This is a genomic window from Caballeronia sp. LZ033, assembly GCF_031451265.1.
GTDB lineage: Bacteria > Pseudomonadota > Gammaproteobacteria > Burkholderiales > Burkholderiaceae > Caballeronia.
Genome location: NZ_JARUXQ010000003.1, coordinates 369,495 through 383,740, shown reverse-complemented (window position 1 = coordinate 383,740; position 14,246 = coordinate 369,495). Strand labels below are relative to the sequence as shown.

9 protein-coding genes are annotated in these 14,246 nt (G+C 64.4%); 7 read left to right on the top strand and 2 right to left on the bottom strand.

What is annotated here, in order from left to right:
• From QCE62_RS22960 to QCE62_RS22935, 6 genes are all read left to right on the top strand, one after another.
• On the top strand, positions 1–726 hold the full coding sequence (locus QCE62_RS22960) for a flagellar biosynthetic protein FliR (RefSeq protein WP_309923511.1): 726 nt from the start codon (positions 1–3) through the stop codon (positions 724–726).
• Between the two features lie 6 nt (positions 727–732).
• Positions 733–1,473 carry an EscU/YscU/HrcU family type III secretion system export apparatus switch protein gene (locus tag QCE62_RS22955; protein WP_309923509.1) on the top strand — a complete coding sequence of 247 codons (741 nt, stop codon included), beginning with the start codon at positions 733–735 and terminating at the stop codon, positions 1,471–1,473.
• A gap of 1 nt (position 1,474) precedes the next feature.
• Entirely contained in the window at positions 1,475–3,550 is a 2,076-nt protein-coding gene (locus QCE62_RS22950) for a flagellar biosynthesis protein FlhA (protein WP_309923507.1), read from the top strand.
• On the top strand, positions 3,550–4,872 hold the full coding sequence (locus tag QCE62_RS22945; protein ID WP_309923505.1) for a FliI/YscN family ATPase: 1,323 nt from the start codon (positions 3,550–3,552) through the stop codon (positions 4,870–4,872). The genes QCE62_RS22950 and QCE62_RS22945 overlap by 1 nt, the downstream gene beginning before the upstream one ends.
• 5 nt (positions 4,873–4,877) lie before the next feature.
• Entirely contained in the window at positions 4,878–5,303 is a 426-nt protein-coding gene (locus QCE62_RS22940; protein WP_309923503.1) for a hypothetical protein, read from the top strand.
• 137 nt (positions 5,304–5,440) lie between these two features.
• Positions 5,441–10,900: a helix-turn-helix domain-containing protein gene (locus QCE62_RS22935; protein ID WP_309923501.1), complete on the top strand. Its 5,460-nt coding sequence runs from the start codon at positions 5,441–5,443 to the stop codon at positions 10,898–10,900.
• Between the two features lie 464 nt (positions 10,901–11,364).
• Here the strand turns inward: QCE62_RS22935 and QCE62_RS22930 are convergent, their stop codons facing one another.
• Positions 11,365–12,768, bottom strand: a complete 1,404-nt coding sequence (locus QCE62_RS22930) for an MFS transporter (protein WP_309923499.1) — start codon at positions 12,766–12,768, stop codon at positions 11,365–11,367.
• A 237-nt stretch (positions 12,769–13,005) separates the two neighbouring features.
• Entirely contained in the window at positions 13,006–13,260 is a 255-nt protein-coding gene (locus tag QCE62_RS22925; RefSeq protein WP_309818671.1) for a DUF6723 family protein, read from the bottom strand.
• A 180-nt stretch (positions 13,261–13,440) separates the two neighbouring features.
• Here QCE62_RS22925 and QCE62_RS22920 point away from each other — a divergent pair, with 180 nt between their 5' ends.
• Entirely contained in the window at positions 13,441–14,229 is a 789-nt protein-coding gene (locus QCE62_RS22920; protein WP_309923497.1) for a substrate-binding domain-containing protein, read from the top strand.
• Positions 14,230–14,246: the final 17 nt, after the last annotated feature.

The window sequence follows — 14,246 nt, the reverse complement described above, 5'->3', positions numbered from 1 at the left end:
ATGAACACACTCGATCAATTCATGGGCTTCGCGTTCTGCATGATCCGGCCTGCCGTGGCGCTGAGCATGGTTCCGTTCGGCAACGACGGCGGCCTCGGCGTCACGCTGCGGGTGCCGCTCGTGCTGATGTTCGCGATGCTGCCCGCGCACGCGGGCCTGCCTGCCGACCTGCTCGGCGCGAGCATGATGGAAGCGCTCATTGGTCTCGCACAGGGACTCTCCATGAGCGTGGTCTTCTTCGTGGCGGGCGCGGCGGGCGGCATCCTCGACCAGCAAGGCGGCTACACGGTGGCCGCCGTGTACGACCCCAACTTCCAGCAGGAAAGCGCGCTCTTCGAGACGCTTTTCACGCAGTTCGCCGCGCTGACGTTCTTCACGGGCACGGGCCTCGTGATGCTGTGCGGCTTCTTCGCCGATGCCTGGTCGCTCTGGCCGCCTGGGGGCCCTTATGGCGATGGCGTCGCGCGCCTTTACCAAAGCCTCGCCCTTGCCCGGCTGCCCGCGCTGTTCGTGCAGGGCCTGCAACTGGCGGCGCCGCTGCTCGGGCTGATGATGCTGGCGGACCTGTCGTTGGGACTGGCCGCGCGTCACGCGAAGCGCCTCAACCCCTTCTCCACCGCGCGCTCGATCAAGGCGATGGTGCTCTCGTTCGCCGCGGCGTCATGCGTCCCGGCTGTGCTGAGCCGTCTTGCCGACCTGTTCGCGCATTCCCTGGTGCTGAGGTAACGCGCAATGAGCGAAAAAACCGTCAAGCCCAGTCCCCGGCGCCTGCACCGCGCGCGCAAGGACGGCGACATCCCCAAGAGCGTGCAGCTGACCACGACCGCCAGCGGTCTGCTGTGGTGGCTGTTGCTGGCGGTGCAGGCGCCCAACGTGTTCGTGGCGTTCGTCAACATGATCGTGACCGTGACCGCCATCGACCTGAGCCGCCCGTTCGATTCGACCGTCCACGAGGTGCTCGGCGCGCTCATCGAAGCGGGCCAGGCCGCGCTCGCGATGGCGGGCATGGGGCTGATGACCGTCATCATCCCCGAGCTGGCGCAAACCCGCGGCCTGATTGCGTTCAAGCGCGTTTCGCCGGATTTCAAGCGCCTCAATCCGATCGAGGGATTCAAGAATCTGTTCGGCCTGAGGCTGTTGGTCGACATCGGAATCATGCTCGTGCAGCTCGTGCTGCTCGGCTTTCTGGCATGGCAGGCCCTGTCCGGCTGGATGGCGATGCTCACCGCGTCGCATGCGCTCGCACCCCGCGCGCAGATGAGTCTGGCAGCGGGCGAGTACGGCCGCCTGCTGCTGCTCACGGCGTTGCTGCAAATTGCGCCCGCCGCCGCCGACTACGCCTTGCAGCGCGTGCTGCACATCCGCCGTCTGCGCATGGACAAGGACGAGATCAAGCGCGAACAACGCGACGACAACGGCGACCGCCACTTCAAGGACCGCCGCCGCGCCTTTCACCGAGAACTGAACCAATAACATGTCTGCTTCCACATCCTTCCGTCTGCACGCGCTGCCCGGCCTGCTCGCGCGCTATGCCCACGTGGCGCTGGCCGCCGGCTTCATCTGCGTGATCGCCCTGCTGATCCTGCCGGTGCCGCCGTTCCTGCTCGATCTGTTCATCGGCGTGAGCTTCTGCGCCAGCTTCGTGATGCTGTTCTCCAGCATCTACGTGTCGCGCGCGGCGGACCTGCCGGGCTTCCCCGCGCTGCTGCTGATGACCACGCTGTTGCGGCTCGCGCTCGCCATCGCCTCGACCAAGATGATCCTGGTCCATGCGCACGCCGGCAACGTCATCTCCGCGTTCGGCGAACTCGTCGCGGGGAATAACGTGGCCGTCGGCGTGGTGGTGTTCGTCGTGCTGTGCGCCATTCAGTTCATCGTCGTGGTGAAGGGCGGCGACCGCATCGCCGAAGTGGCCGCCCGCTTCACGCTGGACGGCATTCCCGGCCGCCAGATGAGCATCGACGCCGACCTGCGCAGCAACCAGATCACCGCCGAGCAGGCCGCGCAACTGCGCGCCGGACTCGAGCGCGAGACCTACTTCTATGGCTCGCTGGACGGCGCCATGAAGTTCGTCAAGGGCGATGCCATCGCGAGCTTCGTGGTGGCGCTGGTGAACATCGTCGGCGGGCTCGCGGTCGGCATGCTTCAGCGCAACCTGCCGTTCAGCGAGGCCTTGCAGGTCTATACGATCCTCACCATCGGTGACGGCCTGGTTTCTCAGATTCCTTCGCTGATCGTGTCGGTGTCGGCGGGCCTGCTGGTGACGCGTGTGTCGCCCGCGAGCGGCGCGACCAATCTCGGCGCGGATCTGTATCGCCAGTTGACGCTCCAGCCGCATGCGCTGCTGATGGCCGGCGCGTGCTGCCTGGCGCTCGCGCTGATTCCCGGCTTTCCGCATCTCCAGTTCGCGCTGCTTGCCGCGCTGTTCGGCGGTCTTGGCTGGCTGCTGACGCGCAAGTCGCGACAGGGGCACGCCAACGCCCTCGCGCCGATGCCCGCACTCGCACGCGACGGCAGCCGGCGCGTGCCGAATCTGCTCGACGACGCCGAGACCGGCACAAGCGCCGCGCTGCGCCTGCGGGTGGGCGCGCGCGCCTTCGAAGCGCTGCATCCGGAGGCGCTCAACCGCGTGCTCGCGGGGCTGCGTCATGACCTGAACGCGCGGCTCGGCTTGCCGTTTCCGGGCCTGTCCTGCGTGCTCGATGCGCGGCTCGTACCCGACCGCTATCTCGTCGACGTGGACGACGTCGCCTTCGCGAGCGGCACGCTGTTGCCCGATCATCTGCTGGTGAGCGGCCGCGCCGCCGACGTCACGATGGAGGGCGTCGCGGGCTATCGGCTGGATGCGGAGAAAGCCGTCTGGGTGCCCACCGCCGCGGCGAGCCGGCTCGATCCTGCCGTGTTCACGACGCACACGCCAGAGGCCGCGCTCAGCGGGCATCTGGTCGAAGTATTCGAGCGCTGCGCGCCGCGCCTGATGGGCACGCAGGAAGCGCGCTTCCTGCTCGATCGCATCGGCGGCGAGTTCCGCGAGCTGGTGGCGCAGATCGAGCAACGCGTGACGACGGTGCAGCTCGCCGCCGTGCTCCGGCAACTGCTGCAGCAGCACGTGTCGATCCGCAATCTGCGCGGCATCCTCGAAGCGATCCTGCGCGCGCCCACGCATGAGCACACACTCGACCGCATGGTGCGGGAGGTTCGTATCGAACTCGGGCCGCAGATTGTGCGCGGGCACGCGAACCTCGAAACCTGGGAGATCCAGGGCGGCGTGCTGGAGCCTGAGTGGGAAGCCGAACTCGAAGCCAGCATCCAGCGCGCTCGGGACGGCGAGCCGTACTGTCCGCTCGACTTCACGCAACTCGATACCGTGCGGCGCGTGCTCGGCATGCAGGCGCGCACGGTGCATTTGCTGGTCACGTCGGCGACCTTACGCCCGCATATGGCCCGCGTGTTCCAGACGCTCGGCATCCGCATGGAGGTGGTCGCGATCGAAGAGATTCCGCGCGATGTCTACCAGGTCCGCAACATCTTCACTTTCTCGAGGTCGTGATGGCCGGGGACATCGCAAACCAGGCACAAGCGCTGCCTTCGCTGCTCGATTCTCCGACCCTGTCCGGCCGCGTGGTGGAAGCGCGCGGGGTGGTCGTGCGGGTGGTGGGCGCTTCGTTGCGCATCGGCGAAAAAGTCCGCCTCGTGCGGCCGGATACGTTCGAACAGCACAGCGGCGAAGTCGTCGGCTTCACGCCGGACGGAGCGCTGGTGATGCCCTATGCCGGGCTCAACGGGCTGTCGGACATCACGCGCGTCGAAGGCTGCGGGCTCGAGTGGCACCGGCTGGATGTCCGCGGCGTGCTCGGCCGCGTGATCGACGGCCTCGGCCAGCCGCTCGACGGCATGCCGCCCGTCGCCCCGCGCCCAGGCGGGCGCAACGAAGCGCTGGCGACCATCAATCCGCTCGAACGCCCGCTGATCGCGGAGCCGTTCGTGACCGGCGTGCGCGCCATCGACGGCCTGCTGACCTGTGGCGTCGGACAGCGCGTCGGCATCTTCGCGACGGCGGGCGGCGGCAAGAGCACGCTGATGGGCATGATCGCGAGCGGGGCGCGCGCCGATGCCGTCGTGGTCGCGCTGATCGGCGAACGCGGCCGCGAGGTGGCCGAGTTCGTGCACGATCATCTGGGCAGCGCGCGCGAACGGTCTGTCGTGGTGGCGTCGACGTCCGATCGTCCCGCTGCCGAACGTATCCGCGCGTCGCAGCTCGCCTGTGAAATCGCGAGCGGTTTGCGCGCGCGGGGCCAGCGTGTGGTGCTGCTGTTCGATTCGCTGACCCGTTATGCGCGGGCACTGCGCGAAGTGGGACTCGCGGTGGGCGAGCCGCCGGTGCGCCGCGGCTACCCGCCGCGCGTGTTTGCCGAACTGCCGCGCATCATCGAGATGAGCGGGCTCACGGCGAGCGGCAGCGTGACCGCGTTCTTCACCGTGCTGGCCGAGGACGAGGACGCGACGGATCCGATCGTCGAGGAAGCGCGCTCGCTGCTGGACGGACATATCCAGCTTGCCGCGCGGCTGGGCGCGGCCGGGCATTATCCGGCCATCGATATCCTGCGGAGCAAGAGCCGTCTCATGCCGCGCGTCACGCGTGACTGGCATCAGGCCGATGCCCAGCGCGTGCGCGAATGGCTCGCGCGTTATCAGGATCTCGAACTGCTGCTGCAAATCGGCGAATACAAGGCCGGCAGCGATCCGGCCGGCGATCTTGCCATCGCACGTCATCCGGCCATCAACACGTTCCTGCGGCAGCCCCCGAACGCTCACGTCCCGTTCGATGACACGCTCGCGGCACTGCGTGCGCTGTGCGCAGGTCAAGGTTGACGGGAATGAGCGCTTCGTCTGCTGCGTCGCGCCACCTGCGGCTCTGGACGGTGCTGAGCCGGGTCCGCGACGTGCGCGTGCAGCGCCGGCTGGGCGAGCTTGCGCGGGCGCAACGCGACGTGCAGAGCGCACAGACGGCGCTTGGTCACGCCATCGGGCAATGCGAACTGCACGCCGCTCAGCTGGCGGGACTTCAGGACTGGCGCGCGAGCGGACCGCATGGTCCGGAGATGTGGCGTCATGCGCGTGAGCGGCATCGGCAGCGGGAGGCCGTGCTGGCGCGCGAAGCGGATACGGCGAGGGAAGGTCTGGCCGCCGCCCTCCGTGAAGCGCACGCGATCCGCGCGGCATTGCGGCGCGAGATGCACGCCAGGGACGATGCTCGTGTGCGCTTGCGGGAAGTCCGGATGAAAGCACGCGGGCAAGATTGAACGGCGGCGTTTGCAAGATATTGCTGCATCACCCGCGTAAGGCGACTGACAGGGACACTATTGACTCGCATTGCCCCAACGCTCCAAGAAAATGGCGCTTATCGGGCGACGTTCATGTTCTTGTCAGGAGCACAGAAATGGCTGTATCGAACGTCAGTTCATCATCGTCCAGTTCCACCCAGCAGTATGACGGCAACGACGACACCACGTCCACCAACAACAACTCGACAAGCGACCCGCCCCCCTCTTCGACCGGCAACGACACTGATAACACGCAGTCCCCGCAGACCGATGGCAACGACGCCGAGAACCCTTCCTCCACGCAGAAGGATCCGTCTCAAGGACAATCCACGTTGTCGCAGATTCCGCCTGCTGACACGGCCGGCACGAACACGACCTCCAACACACCGTCTCCATCACCTGGCAACGAAACCGGTAATGCTGCTTCCACGCTGACTGATACGTCCGGAGGGCAGTCCGGATCGTCGCAGACGCGGTCTGCGAACACGACAACCACGGATAAGAACACGAACACGGCAACCTCCAACCCACCGCCGCAATCGTCTGCTCCATCATCTGGAAACGGGACCGGTAACGCAACCTCCACGCAGACCCCGTCTGCGAGCACGGCAGCGAACTCGACGACCTCCAGTCAACCGACGGCATCGCCTGCTCCGTCAACTGGCAACGGCTCGAATGGCGCATCCTCCACGCAGACCACTGCGTCCGCAGGGGAGCTCACGATAACGGAGAAAGAACCGACGAACAAAGTGACCACAACGATCACTCCCGCCAATCAGTCCACGTCATCGCCCGTTCAGCCTGCGAACCCATCAACGAACACGGCAACGAACGCACCAACCTCCGCCCCGTCGAAACTCACCAACGTCGAAGCGACGCAATTGCTCCTTCCTCTCGACAAGGACACCTCCGGCCCCAACGACGCCCAGAACGCCAGACTCCTCGCCGCCTATCAGCGCGATGCACTGCGCGGCGCGGACCCCGCGGCGATCGGCTTCGAACAGCAGGCCACCCTTGCGAACCAGCAGCTTGGATCCTTGTCCTCCGATCAGCGCGCGCACTATGGCGATGCCCTCGCCCAGGGCGCCTCTCGCTACAACGCCGCCGCCACTTCAGCCGAGCGCGCGAGCATTGCGGAATCCGTGCGCACCACAGTCTTCGAGCCGCTCCACGACGCTTATCAGCAGGCCATGGCCGACCCGATGGCCCGCGTGCAGCAGACTTTCAGCGATCCCTTCGGCTTGAACTATCTCGGCACCCCCGGCCAGTTGCAAAACGATCAGCTCGCCCAAATGAGAAGGCAGTTCAATCAGGCCGCCACATCGCAAGAACGCGCGCGCATCTTCGGACAAGCCGCTGGCCTGCGCCATACCATGCAGTCGCAGATTGCTTCCTTCATCAATCAGCAACACTCACAGCTGGAGAGTCAGTGGCAACAGGCCGATCAGGAAATCGACAAGGCCTTGGCCTACGTCGCCGGGATGCAGTTCGGCAGCGCCGGGAGCGGTTACAGGGACACAAGCGCCTTCGAGCGCCTGCATTTGTTCATGGCCAACGGCCTGACCTCCGAGCGCAACGTGCAGGAGTTCCAGTACCGTCTGGGCCAGACGCCCGACGACTTCAAGCAGTTGCACGACTGGTCCGCCGAAGCAATCGAGAAAGCCACCTGGGCGACTTCAGCGTTGCATGGCGATTTGTTCCGCCGCGCGCCCGTGCTTCCGCCGCTGCCCCCCGACCCCACGCAAACCACCACCGAGCACTCGCGCATGGGCAACTTCGGTGCCGATATGCTGTACCGCTATCAACAGGAAGATCGCCGCATCCTCGATGCGGAGGAAATGGTTCGCGCCGCCTCGAGCCCCGCGCATGAGAAGGGGCAATATCTCGATGCCCACACTCAGCCCCTGCCAACCGCGCCGCTACTTCCGATCCTGGCCCCTGACACGAGCTTGATGCAGTCGGCCGTCAACATCACGTCGGACATCGCCAACGAAAGGTCGAAATCGTCTTCCGACGGAACCACACAGGGCGCCGCCTCCGCATCGTCATCCCCCGTGAGCACAGTGGGGACGGTAGGCGGACCCAAGCCGCCAGCGCCTGATCCCGCGCTGGCGGCGGCGGCCGCTGCCGCCAACGCGGTCAAGCCTGTCACGCTCTCGAACACCGAAGCGACGCAATTGCTCTCGCGTCTCGACAAGAACCCCTCCATCCCTGACGACGCCGCAAACGCCAACAGCCTGGCCGGACTTCAGCGCGACTCGCTGCGCAGCGCGGATTCCGGGGCCATCGGCTTCGAGCAGCAGGCCATTCAGGCCAATCAAGAGGTGGAAGCCTTGCCCTCACCGCAACACGACTTCTATCGCGGCGCGCTCGCCGCGGGCACCACCTACTACAACGCCGCCATTACCCAGGAGCAGCGCGAGAAGATCGCTCATGCGGTGCGCACCGACGTCATCGATCCGATCAGCCGAGCCTATCTGCAAGCCATGGCTGATCCGAACGCTCGCGTGCAGATGGCCTTCAACAAGCCCTTCGGCTCCGTCTATCTCGGCGCCGCCGGCATGCAGCAAGTCGATCTGCTCGCCCGGATGGGGCAGCAGTTCAACCAGGCCGCCACCGCGGAAGAGCGAGCGCGCATCTTCGAACAGGCCGCTGACCTGCGCCATGTCATGCAGGCGCAGATTGCCACCTTCGTCGACCAGGAGCGCTCACGCGTGCAGGAGCAGTGGAAACAGGCCGATAAGGAAATCAATCAGGCCTTGGCTGAGGCCAAGGGGATGTGGGTCGCCAGCGCCGAGAGCGGCCTCGACAACACGAGTTCATTCGAGCGTCTGAACTGGTTCATGAACCATGGCCTGAACTCCGAACGCAACGCGCAGGAATTCCAGTACCGCCTGAGCAAATCGCCCGACGACTTCAAGCCCCTGCGCGAGTGGTCCGCCGATGCGACCAAAAAAGCCGAATGGGCGATCTCAGCCCTGCAAAGCGACCCCTTCCACCGCACACCCGTGCTCCCGCCGCTGCCGCCCGATCCCACGCAGACCAACATCGATAACCTGCGCATGGGCAACTTCGGTGGCGATCTGCTGTATCGCTATCAACTGGAGAACCGCAGCGTTCTCGATGCCATGAATATGTATCACGCTGCATCCCAGCACGGGCCCATTGAAACCTCGTATCTCGATGCGCACACCCCGCCGCTGCCGCTCTGGCGGCAGCAGCTCGACGATGGCCTCGGCCGCTTCTTCGTGGGCCTCATCCCGGGCGTGAATCTGCTCGTCGACTACATCGTGCCGGCCCAATCGCTTCCCGAATGGGCCAGACAGGGCATCGACTTCGCTTCGGCGTTGGTCGGGAGCATGCTGGGCGAGGCAAAGCTCCCGAAATTCGGCGGATCCAGCGAAAGCAAGGCTGGCTCCGAGTTCAAGCCTTCCGAAACGGTCAAGCCCGCTGAGGGGGTCAAGCCCGGTGAAGAGCCGAAGCTCAAAGAAGAGGTCAAGCCCGGTGAAGGCAATGCAAAAGACGAATCCGCCAATGCCCCGAAACCCGAAATCACCACGCCGGTACCGGGCAGCACGGCCGCCACATCCGGTTCGACCTCGGGCATCCCGCTGGTGCCCCAAGAATACGCGCGACCACCCTCCGGCAAGCTCACGCCCGATCCGAACTACCGCGGCCTGTATCGCGACGAAGGCGGCCAGAACTACATTCAGCAGGACGGCAAGACGTATCCGGTGAAGTGGAACGAAAACACTCATAGCTGGCAAATGGAGCCCCGTGAAGGCTCACCCAATTCCCCCAACGTGCGTCTCAACGAGAAGGGCAACTGGGAAGTCAATCTCGATACGGGATTGCAGGGCGGCGTGCCTCGGAGCGGGATTCTTGCGTTCTACAAACAGGCTTTCGATCTCTACGAGCGCGGGCAAAACCTGACCGAAATCGCGGACGCACTCCACGTCAGCCGCGCAACAGTCAAGCGGTACATTGAAAGATATGCGCTCAAAAGCGGTGATCTAGGGCCTGTACGAATTGGAGGAATGGAAGACCCGTTTTATAGAAACCACTCCTCGCTAATGTACAGAGACTTCTATCGAGGCAGATCGCTGACGGAAGTCGCAAACAAATTCACCCACGGTGACGCGCTGGCGGCTTATCGCAACGCAATGTGGTACGCGGAAACCTGTCACTTTCCGACCGATGTAATTCCACGAGAAAGGCCTTGGCGAATTGCGCAAGACAGGCCTGTGCAAAGCCAACCGGAACGCGCGCCAAATCAGATTCGTATTCCCATGACCGATGAGCAAAGCGCCAAAGTCAACGAGGGAATCAAGCAAGGCAAATCAACGGAGGAAATCAGCAAGGATACCGGCTTGCCGCCAGGCTGGGTCGAGCAGATCAAGGCCAGGAACGGGCAATACTTTCCTCAGGCACACGAATGGATTCAGACCGGTAATGCGCCCGGTCCGGCCGGAGCGCCGGCGCAGCAGTTGCACTCGGGTGTCGAACCCGGCGGCACCCAGCAGCCCCATCCCGAAACCAGCGGCACCGCACCGGAACCCCAACCGGGAACCAGCGGGACCGCGCACAAACCCCAACCGGGAACCAGCAGGACCGCGCAACACCCGTCAACTGCTTCCACAGTACAGGAGGCGCAGGGGGCAAATGCGGGCCGCATGGATCAATACCGACACGCTTTTGAACTCTACGAGCGCGGCTACGCCTTTCCTGAGATCGAGCGCAGACTCGGCCTTGGCGAAGGCACAGCCGAGGCTTGGGTGGAACACTATATGAGCGACAGCGGAGAGGTAATACCTCAGCGAATCCCAGGAGAGATAGAGAAGATCTATATGGCGCGCGGCGCCGCCATATACGCTGAGCTTACGCAAGGCAGACCGCTGCAGGAGGTCGCCGACAAATTTACTGACGGTGAAGAGATCGCGGCTCTTCGCGCGGGGTTGCGATATGCGAGAAAAGAACACCTTCCGACTTACAAAATAACGCAGGACAGACCGTGGAGAATTCAGCCGGGAGGCACGACCGATCAGCTCACTTATCCCGTCACCGGAATGCAACGCGCCGACATCTTGCGTAGCCTTGATCGAGGCGAGCCGAACTGGCTGATCAGCGAGCAAACCGGCGTGCCGGAAGATGTGATCGAACACATGCGAGCCGGGGCCGGACGATATGAGTCCGGCAACGTGCGAGATGCGGGCGAACCGCCGGCGAAGCGGCAGCGCACGGACGCCGGTCCGGGCGATACCGGGCAGACTCAGACGGGAACCGCCGGCGCCACGCAACCAGAACATGTTGCTCCCCCAGAACCTGAGCCTTCCTGGGGAAGCAAGCAGCTCCAGCAATTCTCCGAAGACCATACAAAACTGAGTAAAGCAGAGGCCGACTCAATCGATGCCTGGCTCGACGGGAACAGCCCCGCACCACAAAGTCTGCAAGCAGAATTGACTGCCCGAGGTTATTCAGACATCACGCCGGAGATGATTCTCACCTTTCTCACCGGCAATGGTCCCGAACTGACGGCAAGACAGATGCAGAGGATCGCGGAATTCGCGGGCTTCTAGCGGGTTTGTCGAAATCTTGGTCGAAGCGCGCGCCCAAGCCAAAAGGTGGACTTGGCCCAGGCTTGACGGCAGGCATCCCACTGGTGCCCGAGGACTATTCACGTTCACCCTCCGGCAAGCTCACCCCTGATCCGGACGACCGCGGCCTGTATCGCGACGAAGGCGGCCAGCATTAATCCAGCAGGACGGCAAGACCTACCCGGTGGACTGGAACGACACCGCTCATCGCTGGCAGATTAAGCGGCGTGAAGGCTCGCCCAATGCACCCAAGATGCACATCAATGAGAAGGGCAACTGGGAAGTCGATCTGGACACAGGTCTGAAGGGGGCACCTATCTCACCGGCAAGGGTCCGGAACTGACGGGCCGTCAGATGCGGAGAATCGCGGAATTTCTGGGCTTCTGACGGGTTGACTAACGTCGGAGCCGTTTCGCGCAATCGAAGCAACAGCTCAGACACACCTGTCACGCGTGCCTGTGCTCTCCCAACCCTTCAATCGACTCCTCTTGCCGCCCCTCGCCCTGCCCCGGGATCTCCCGGCCGCGCAACGAGCATCCCACCGTCTCCGTCACGAACAGCAACGCCACCGCGCCGACCGCACACGCGCCCATCATGTAATACGCCGGGACCAGCGTGCTGCCGGTGCGGCCGATGAGCCAGTCGGTGACCATCGGCGCCGTGCCGCCGAAGAGCGAGGTCGACACGTTATAGGCGATCGCCATGCCCGCATAGCGCGCCTGCGTCGGGAACATGGCGGGGAACATCGCCGAGATGCTCGCCAATTGCGGCACATAGAGCAGCCCCAGCACCGCCAGTCCGATCAGCGCGCCCGCGATGCCATGCGACATCAGCGAGAACATCGGCACGGCGGCGACGAAGATGCCCACCAGCGACAGCCACCACACCTTCTTGCGTCCGATCCGGTCCGACAACAACCCGGCAAACGGCAGCAGCACCATCATCGACAGCATGCCGAGCAGGGGCAGCAGCAACGAAAGGTTGTCGCTCATGCCGAGTTCCTTCTTCATGAACGTCGGCATGTAGGCGAGCAGCACGTAGTTGACGACGTTCAGCGCCACCACGAGACCGCCCAGTTGCAGCAGCGGCCGCCAGTACTGCGCGAACAGCTCGCGCAACGGCAAGCCCGCATGCGTCTCGCGCTCCGCCGCTTCGGCGCATTCGCGGAATACCGGCGTGTCTTCCATCTTCGAACGCAGATACAGCCCGATCAGCCCGAGCGGCGCCGCGACCAGGAACGGCAGACGCCAGCCCCATGCGTGCATCGCGTCATTGCCGAGCAGCACCGAGCAGCCGAGCATCAGCAATGCGCCGAGCGAGAAGCCCGCGAGCGTGCCGAATTCGAGGAAGCTGCCGCAGAAGCCGCGCCGATGATCCGGCGCGTACTCGGCCATGAAAGTGGCCGCGCCGCCATATTCGCCGCCGGTCGAGAACCCTTGGATCATGCGCAGCACGACCAGCGCCGCCGGCGCCCACAAACCCACGCTCGCATAGGAAGGCAACAGGCCGACGAGCAGCGTGGCCATCGACATGATGAGGATGGTCAGCGCCAGCACATGCTTGCGGCCGAGCCGGTCGCCGAGCGGCCCCCAGAACAGTCCGCCGAGCGGGCGCACGAGGAACGAGATCGCGAAAGCAGCGAGCGCGAACAGCGTGGCCTGTGCCGTGCTGCCGGGGAACAGCGCCGCCGAGATATAGGTGAGGCCGTAGCTATAGATGCCGTAGTCGAACCATTCGGTTGCATTGCCGATGGCCGAGGCTGCCATCGCGCGCCGGATCGGTCCGCGCGATGGCGCGTGAAACTGCTGCGCCCGATGGCCTTGCCGCTTAGTGAGGTGCTGTTCGCTCATGGTCGTCCTCCCGATGCGTCAGTAGCCCGGTGCCGCACGCGGATTCGCGCGCCCTGCACCGCCTTGAACTTCAAGATACAGACGCATGCGGCAGAGGCCGCATGTCCTAGGACGATCGCCGCGCCGGGGTTTTCCCCATCACACGCGCTAAACTTGCCGCCCGGCCACGCATGACGCGGCGCTTCTTACTGCGTCGGCGGCTTGGCGATGGATGTCGCAGGTCAATGTGCAGTGCCTTCAGGGTTCGGGATTCGCGATATCCGCCTCGACGATGCGCACGCCCAGCGCTTCCGCCGCGTGCCGCGCATCCTCGCTCGATTCGAACGGGCCGATGGTCTCGCAACCATCGAAGGGATAAAGCACTCGCTTGTCGCGCTTTCTCACGACTTTCAGCGTGCCGATATGCATGCCCGTCGCATTCACGACATACGACGCATAGATGTCGAAGCCTTCGTGCGCGCCTGCTTCTGATAAGGGTTGAGTCCTGGGCATCGGTCTTGACATGTTCGACGGGAATTCGGCTGGTCTGTTGATCGCTTTTTGCTGCACCACACCTTCAGCAAGAACGAGTCCTGCAAATTGCGTTCCGATGCCGGTGCACGCTGGCGCTTGCGCCGATGCGCCGCTTTGGGTTCAAATGCGGCTGCTTCCCCTTCCCTACGTTCGACGCCCATGAAAATGCTTTTCAGGAAGATTGCTGTCTGCACCGCTGTCTGCACGTTCGTCGCCACGGCCGCAACGGCTGTCCAAGCGGCTGAACTGCACGTGATGAGTTCCGGCGGCTTCACCGCCGCCTACAAGATCCTCGGCCCGAAGTTCGCGGCGTCCACCGGCAATACCCTCGATACCGCGCTCGGCCCGTCGATGGGCAAGGCGCCCGAAGCCATCCCGAACCGTCTGGCGCGAGGCGAGCAGGCCGACGTGGTGATCATGGTCGGCTACGCGCTCGACGATCTCATCAAGCAAGGCAAGGTCATCCCGGATTCGCGTGTCGAGCTGGCTGATTCCCGTATCGGCGTCTCGGTGCGCGCGGGCGCGCCGAAGCCCGACATCGGCAGCGTGGAGGCTTTCAGACAGACGCTGCTGCACGCGAAGTCCATCGCCTATTCGGACAGCGCAAGCGGTGTCTACATCCAGAACCAGATGTTCGGGAAACTTGGCATCGAAGATCAGGTCAAGGCCAAGGCCAGGATGGTGCCGAAAATCCCGGTGGCCTCGGTCGTCGCGAACGGCGAGTACGAGATCGGCCTGCAGCAGGTGAGCGAACTGCTGCCGGTGCAGGGCGCGCAGTTCGTCGGCCGGATTCCCGAGGAGGTGCAGTCCGTCACGCGCTTCGCCGCCGGCATTCCGGTGGGCGCAAAGCATCCCGACGAAGCACGCGCGCTGTTGCGTTACCTCGCCTCGCCGCAGGTGCAGGATACGGTGCGCGCCACCGGTCTCGATCCGGTCGCCGCGCCCTGAGTGCCCTAAGCAAGCAC

What these genes read in the sequence shown, in the direction of transcription:
- QCE62_RS22960 (WP_309923511.1), top strand. Translation starts at nt 1, where the DNA reads ATGAACACACTCGATCAATTCATGGGCTTCGCGTTCTGCATGATCCGG.
- QCE62_RS22955 (WP_309923509.1), top strand. Translation starts at nt 733, where the DNA reads ATGAGCGAAAAAACCGTCAAGCCCAGTCCCCGGCGCCTGCACCGCGCG.
- QCE62_RS22950 (WP_309923507.1), top strand. Translation starts at nt 1,475, where the DNA reads ATGTCTGCTTCCACATCCTTCCGTCTGCACGCGCTGCCCGGCCTGCTC.
- QCE62_RS22945 (WP_309923505.1), top strand. Translation starts at nt 3,550, where the DNA reads ATGGCCGGGGACATCGCAAACCAGGCACAAGCGCTGCCTTCGCTGCTC.
- QCE62_RS22940 (WP_309923503.1), top strand. Translation starts at nt 4,878, where the DNA reads ATGAGCGCTTCGTCTGCTGCGTCGCGCCACCTGCGGCTCTGGACGGTG.
- QCE62_RS22935 (WP_309923501.1), top strand. Translation starts at nt 5,441, where the DNA reads ATGGCTGTATCGAACGTCAGTTCATCATCGTCCAGTTCCACCCAGCAG.
- QCE62_RS22930 (WP_309923499.1), bottom strand. Translation starts at nt 12,768, where the DNA reads ATGAGCGAACAGCACCTCACTAAGCGGCAAGGCCATCGGGCGCAGCAG.
- QCE62_RS22925 (WP_309818671.1), bottom strand. Translation starts at nt 13,260, where the DNA reads ATGCCCAGGACTCAACCCTTATCAGAAGCAGGCGCGCACGAAGGCTTC.
- QCE62_RS22920 (WP_309923497.1), top strand. Translation starts at nt 13,441, where the DNA reads ATGAAAATGCTTTTCAGGAAGATTGCTGTCTGCACCGCTGTCTGCACG.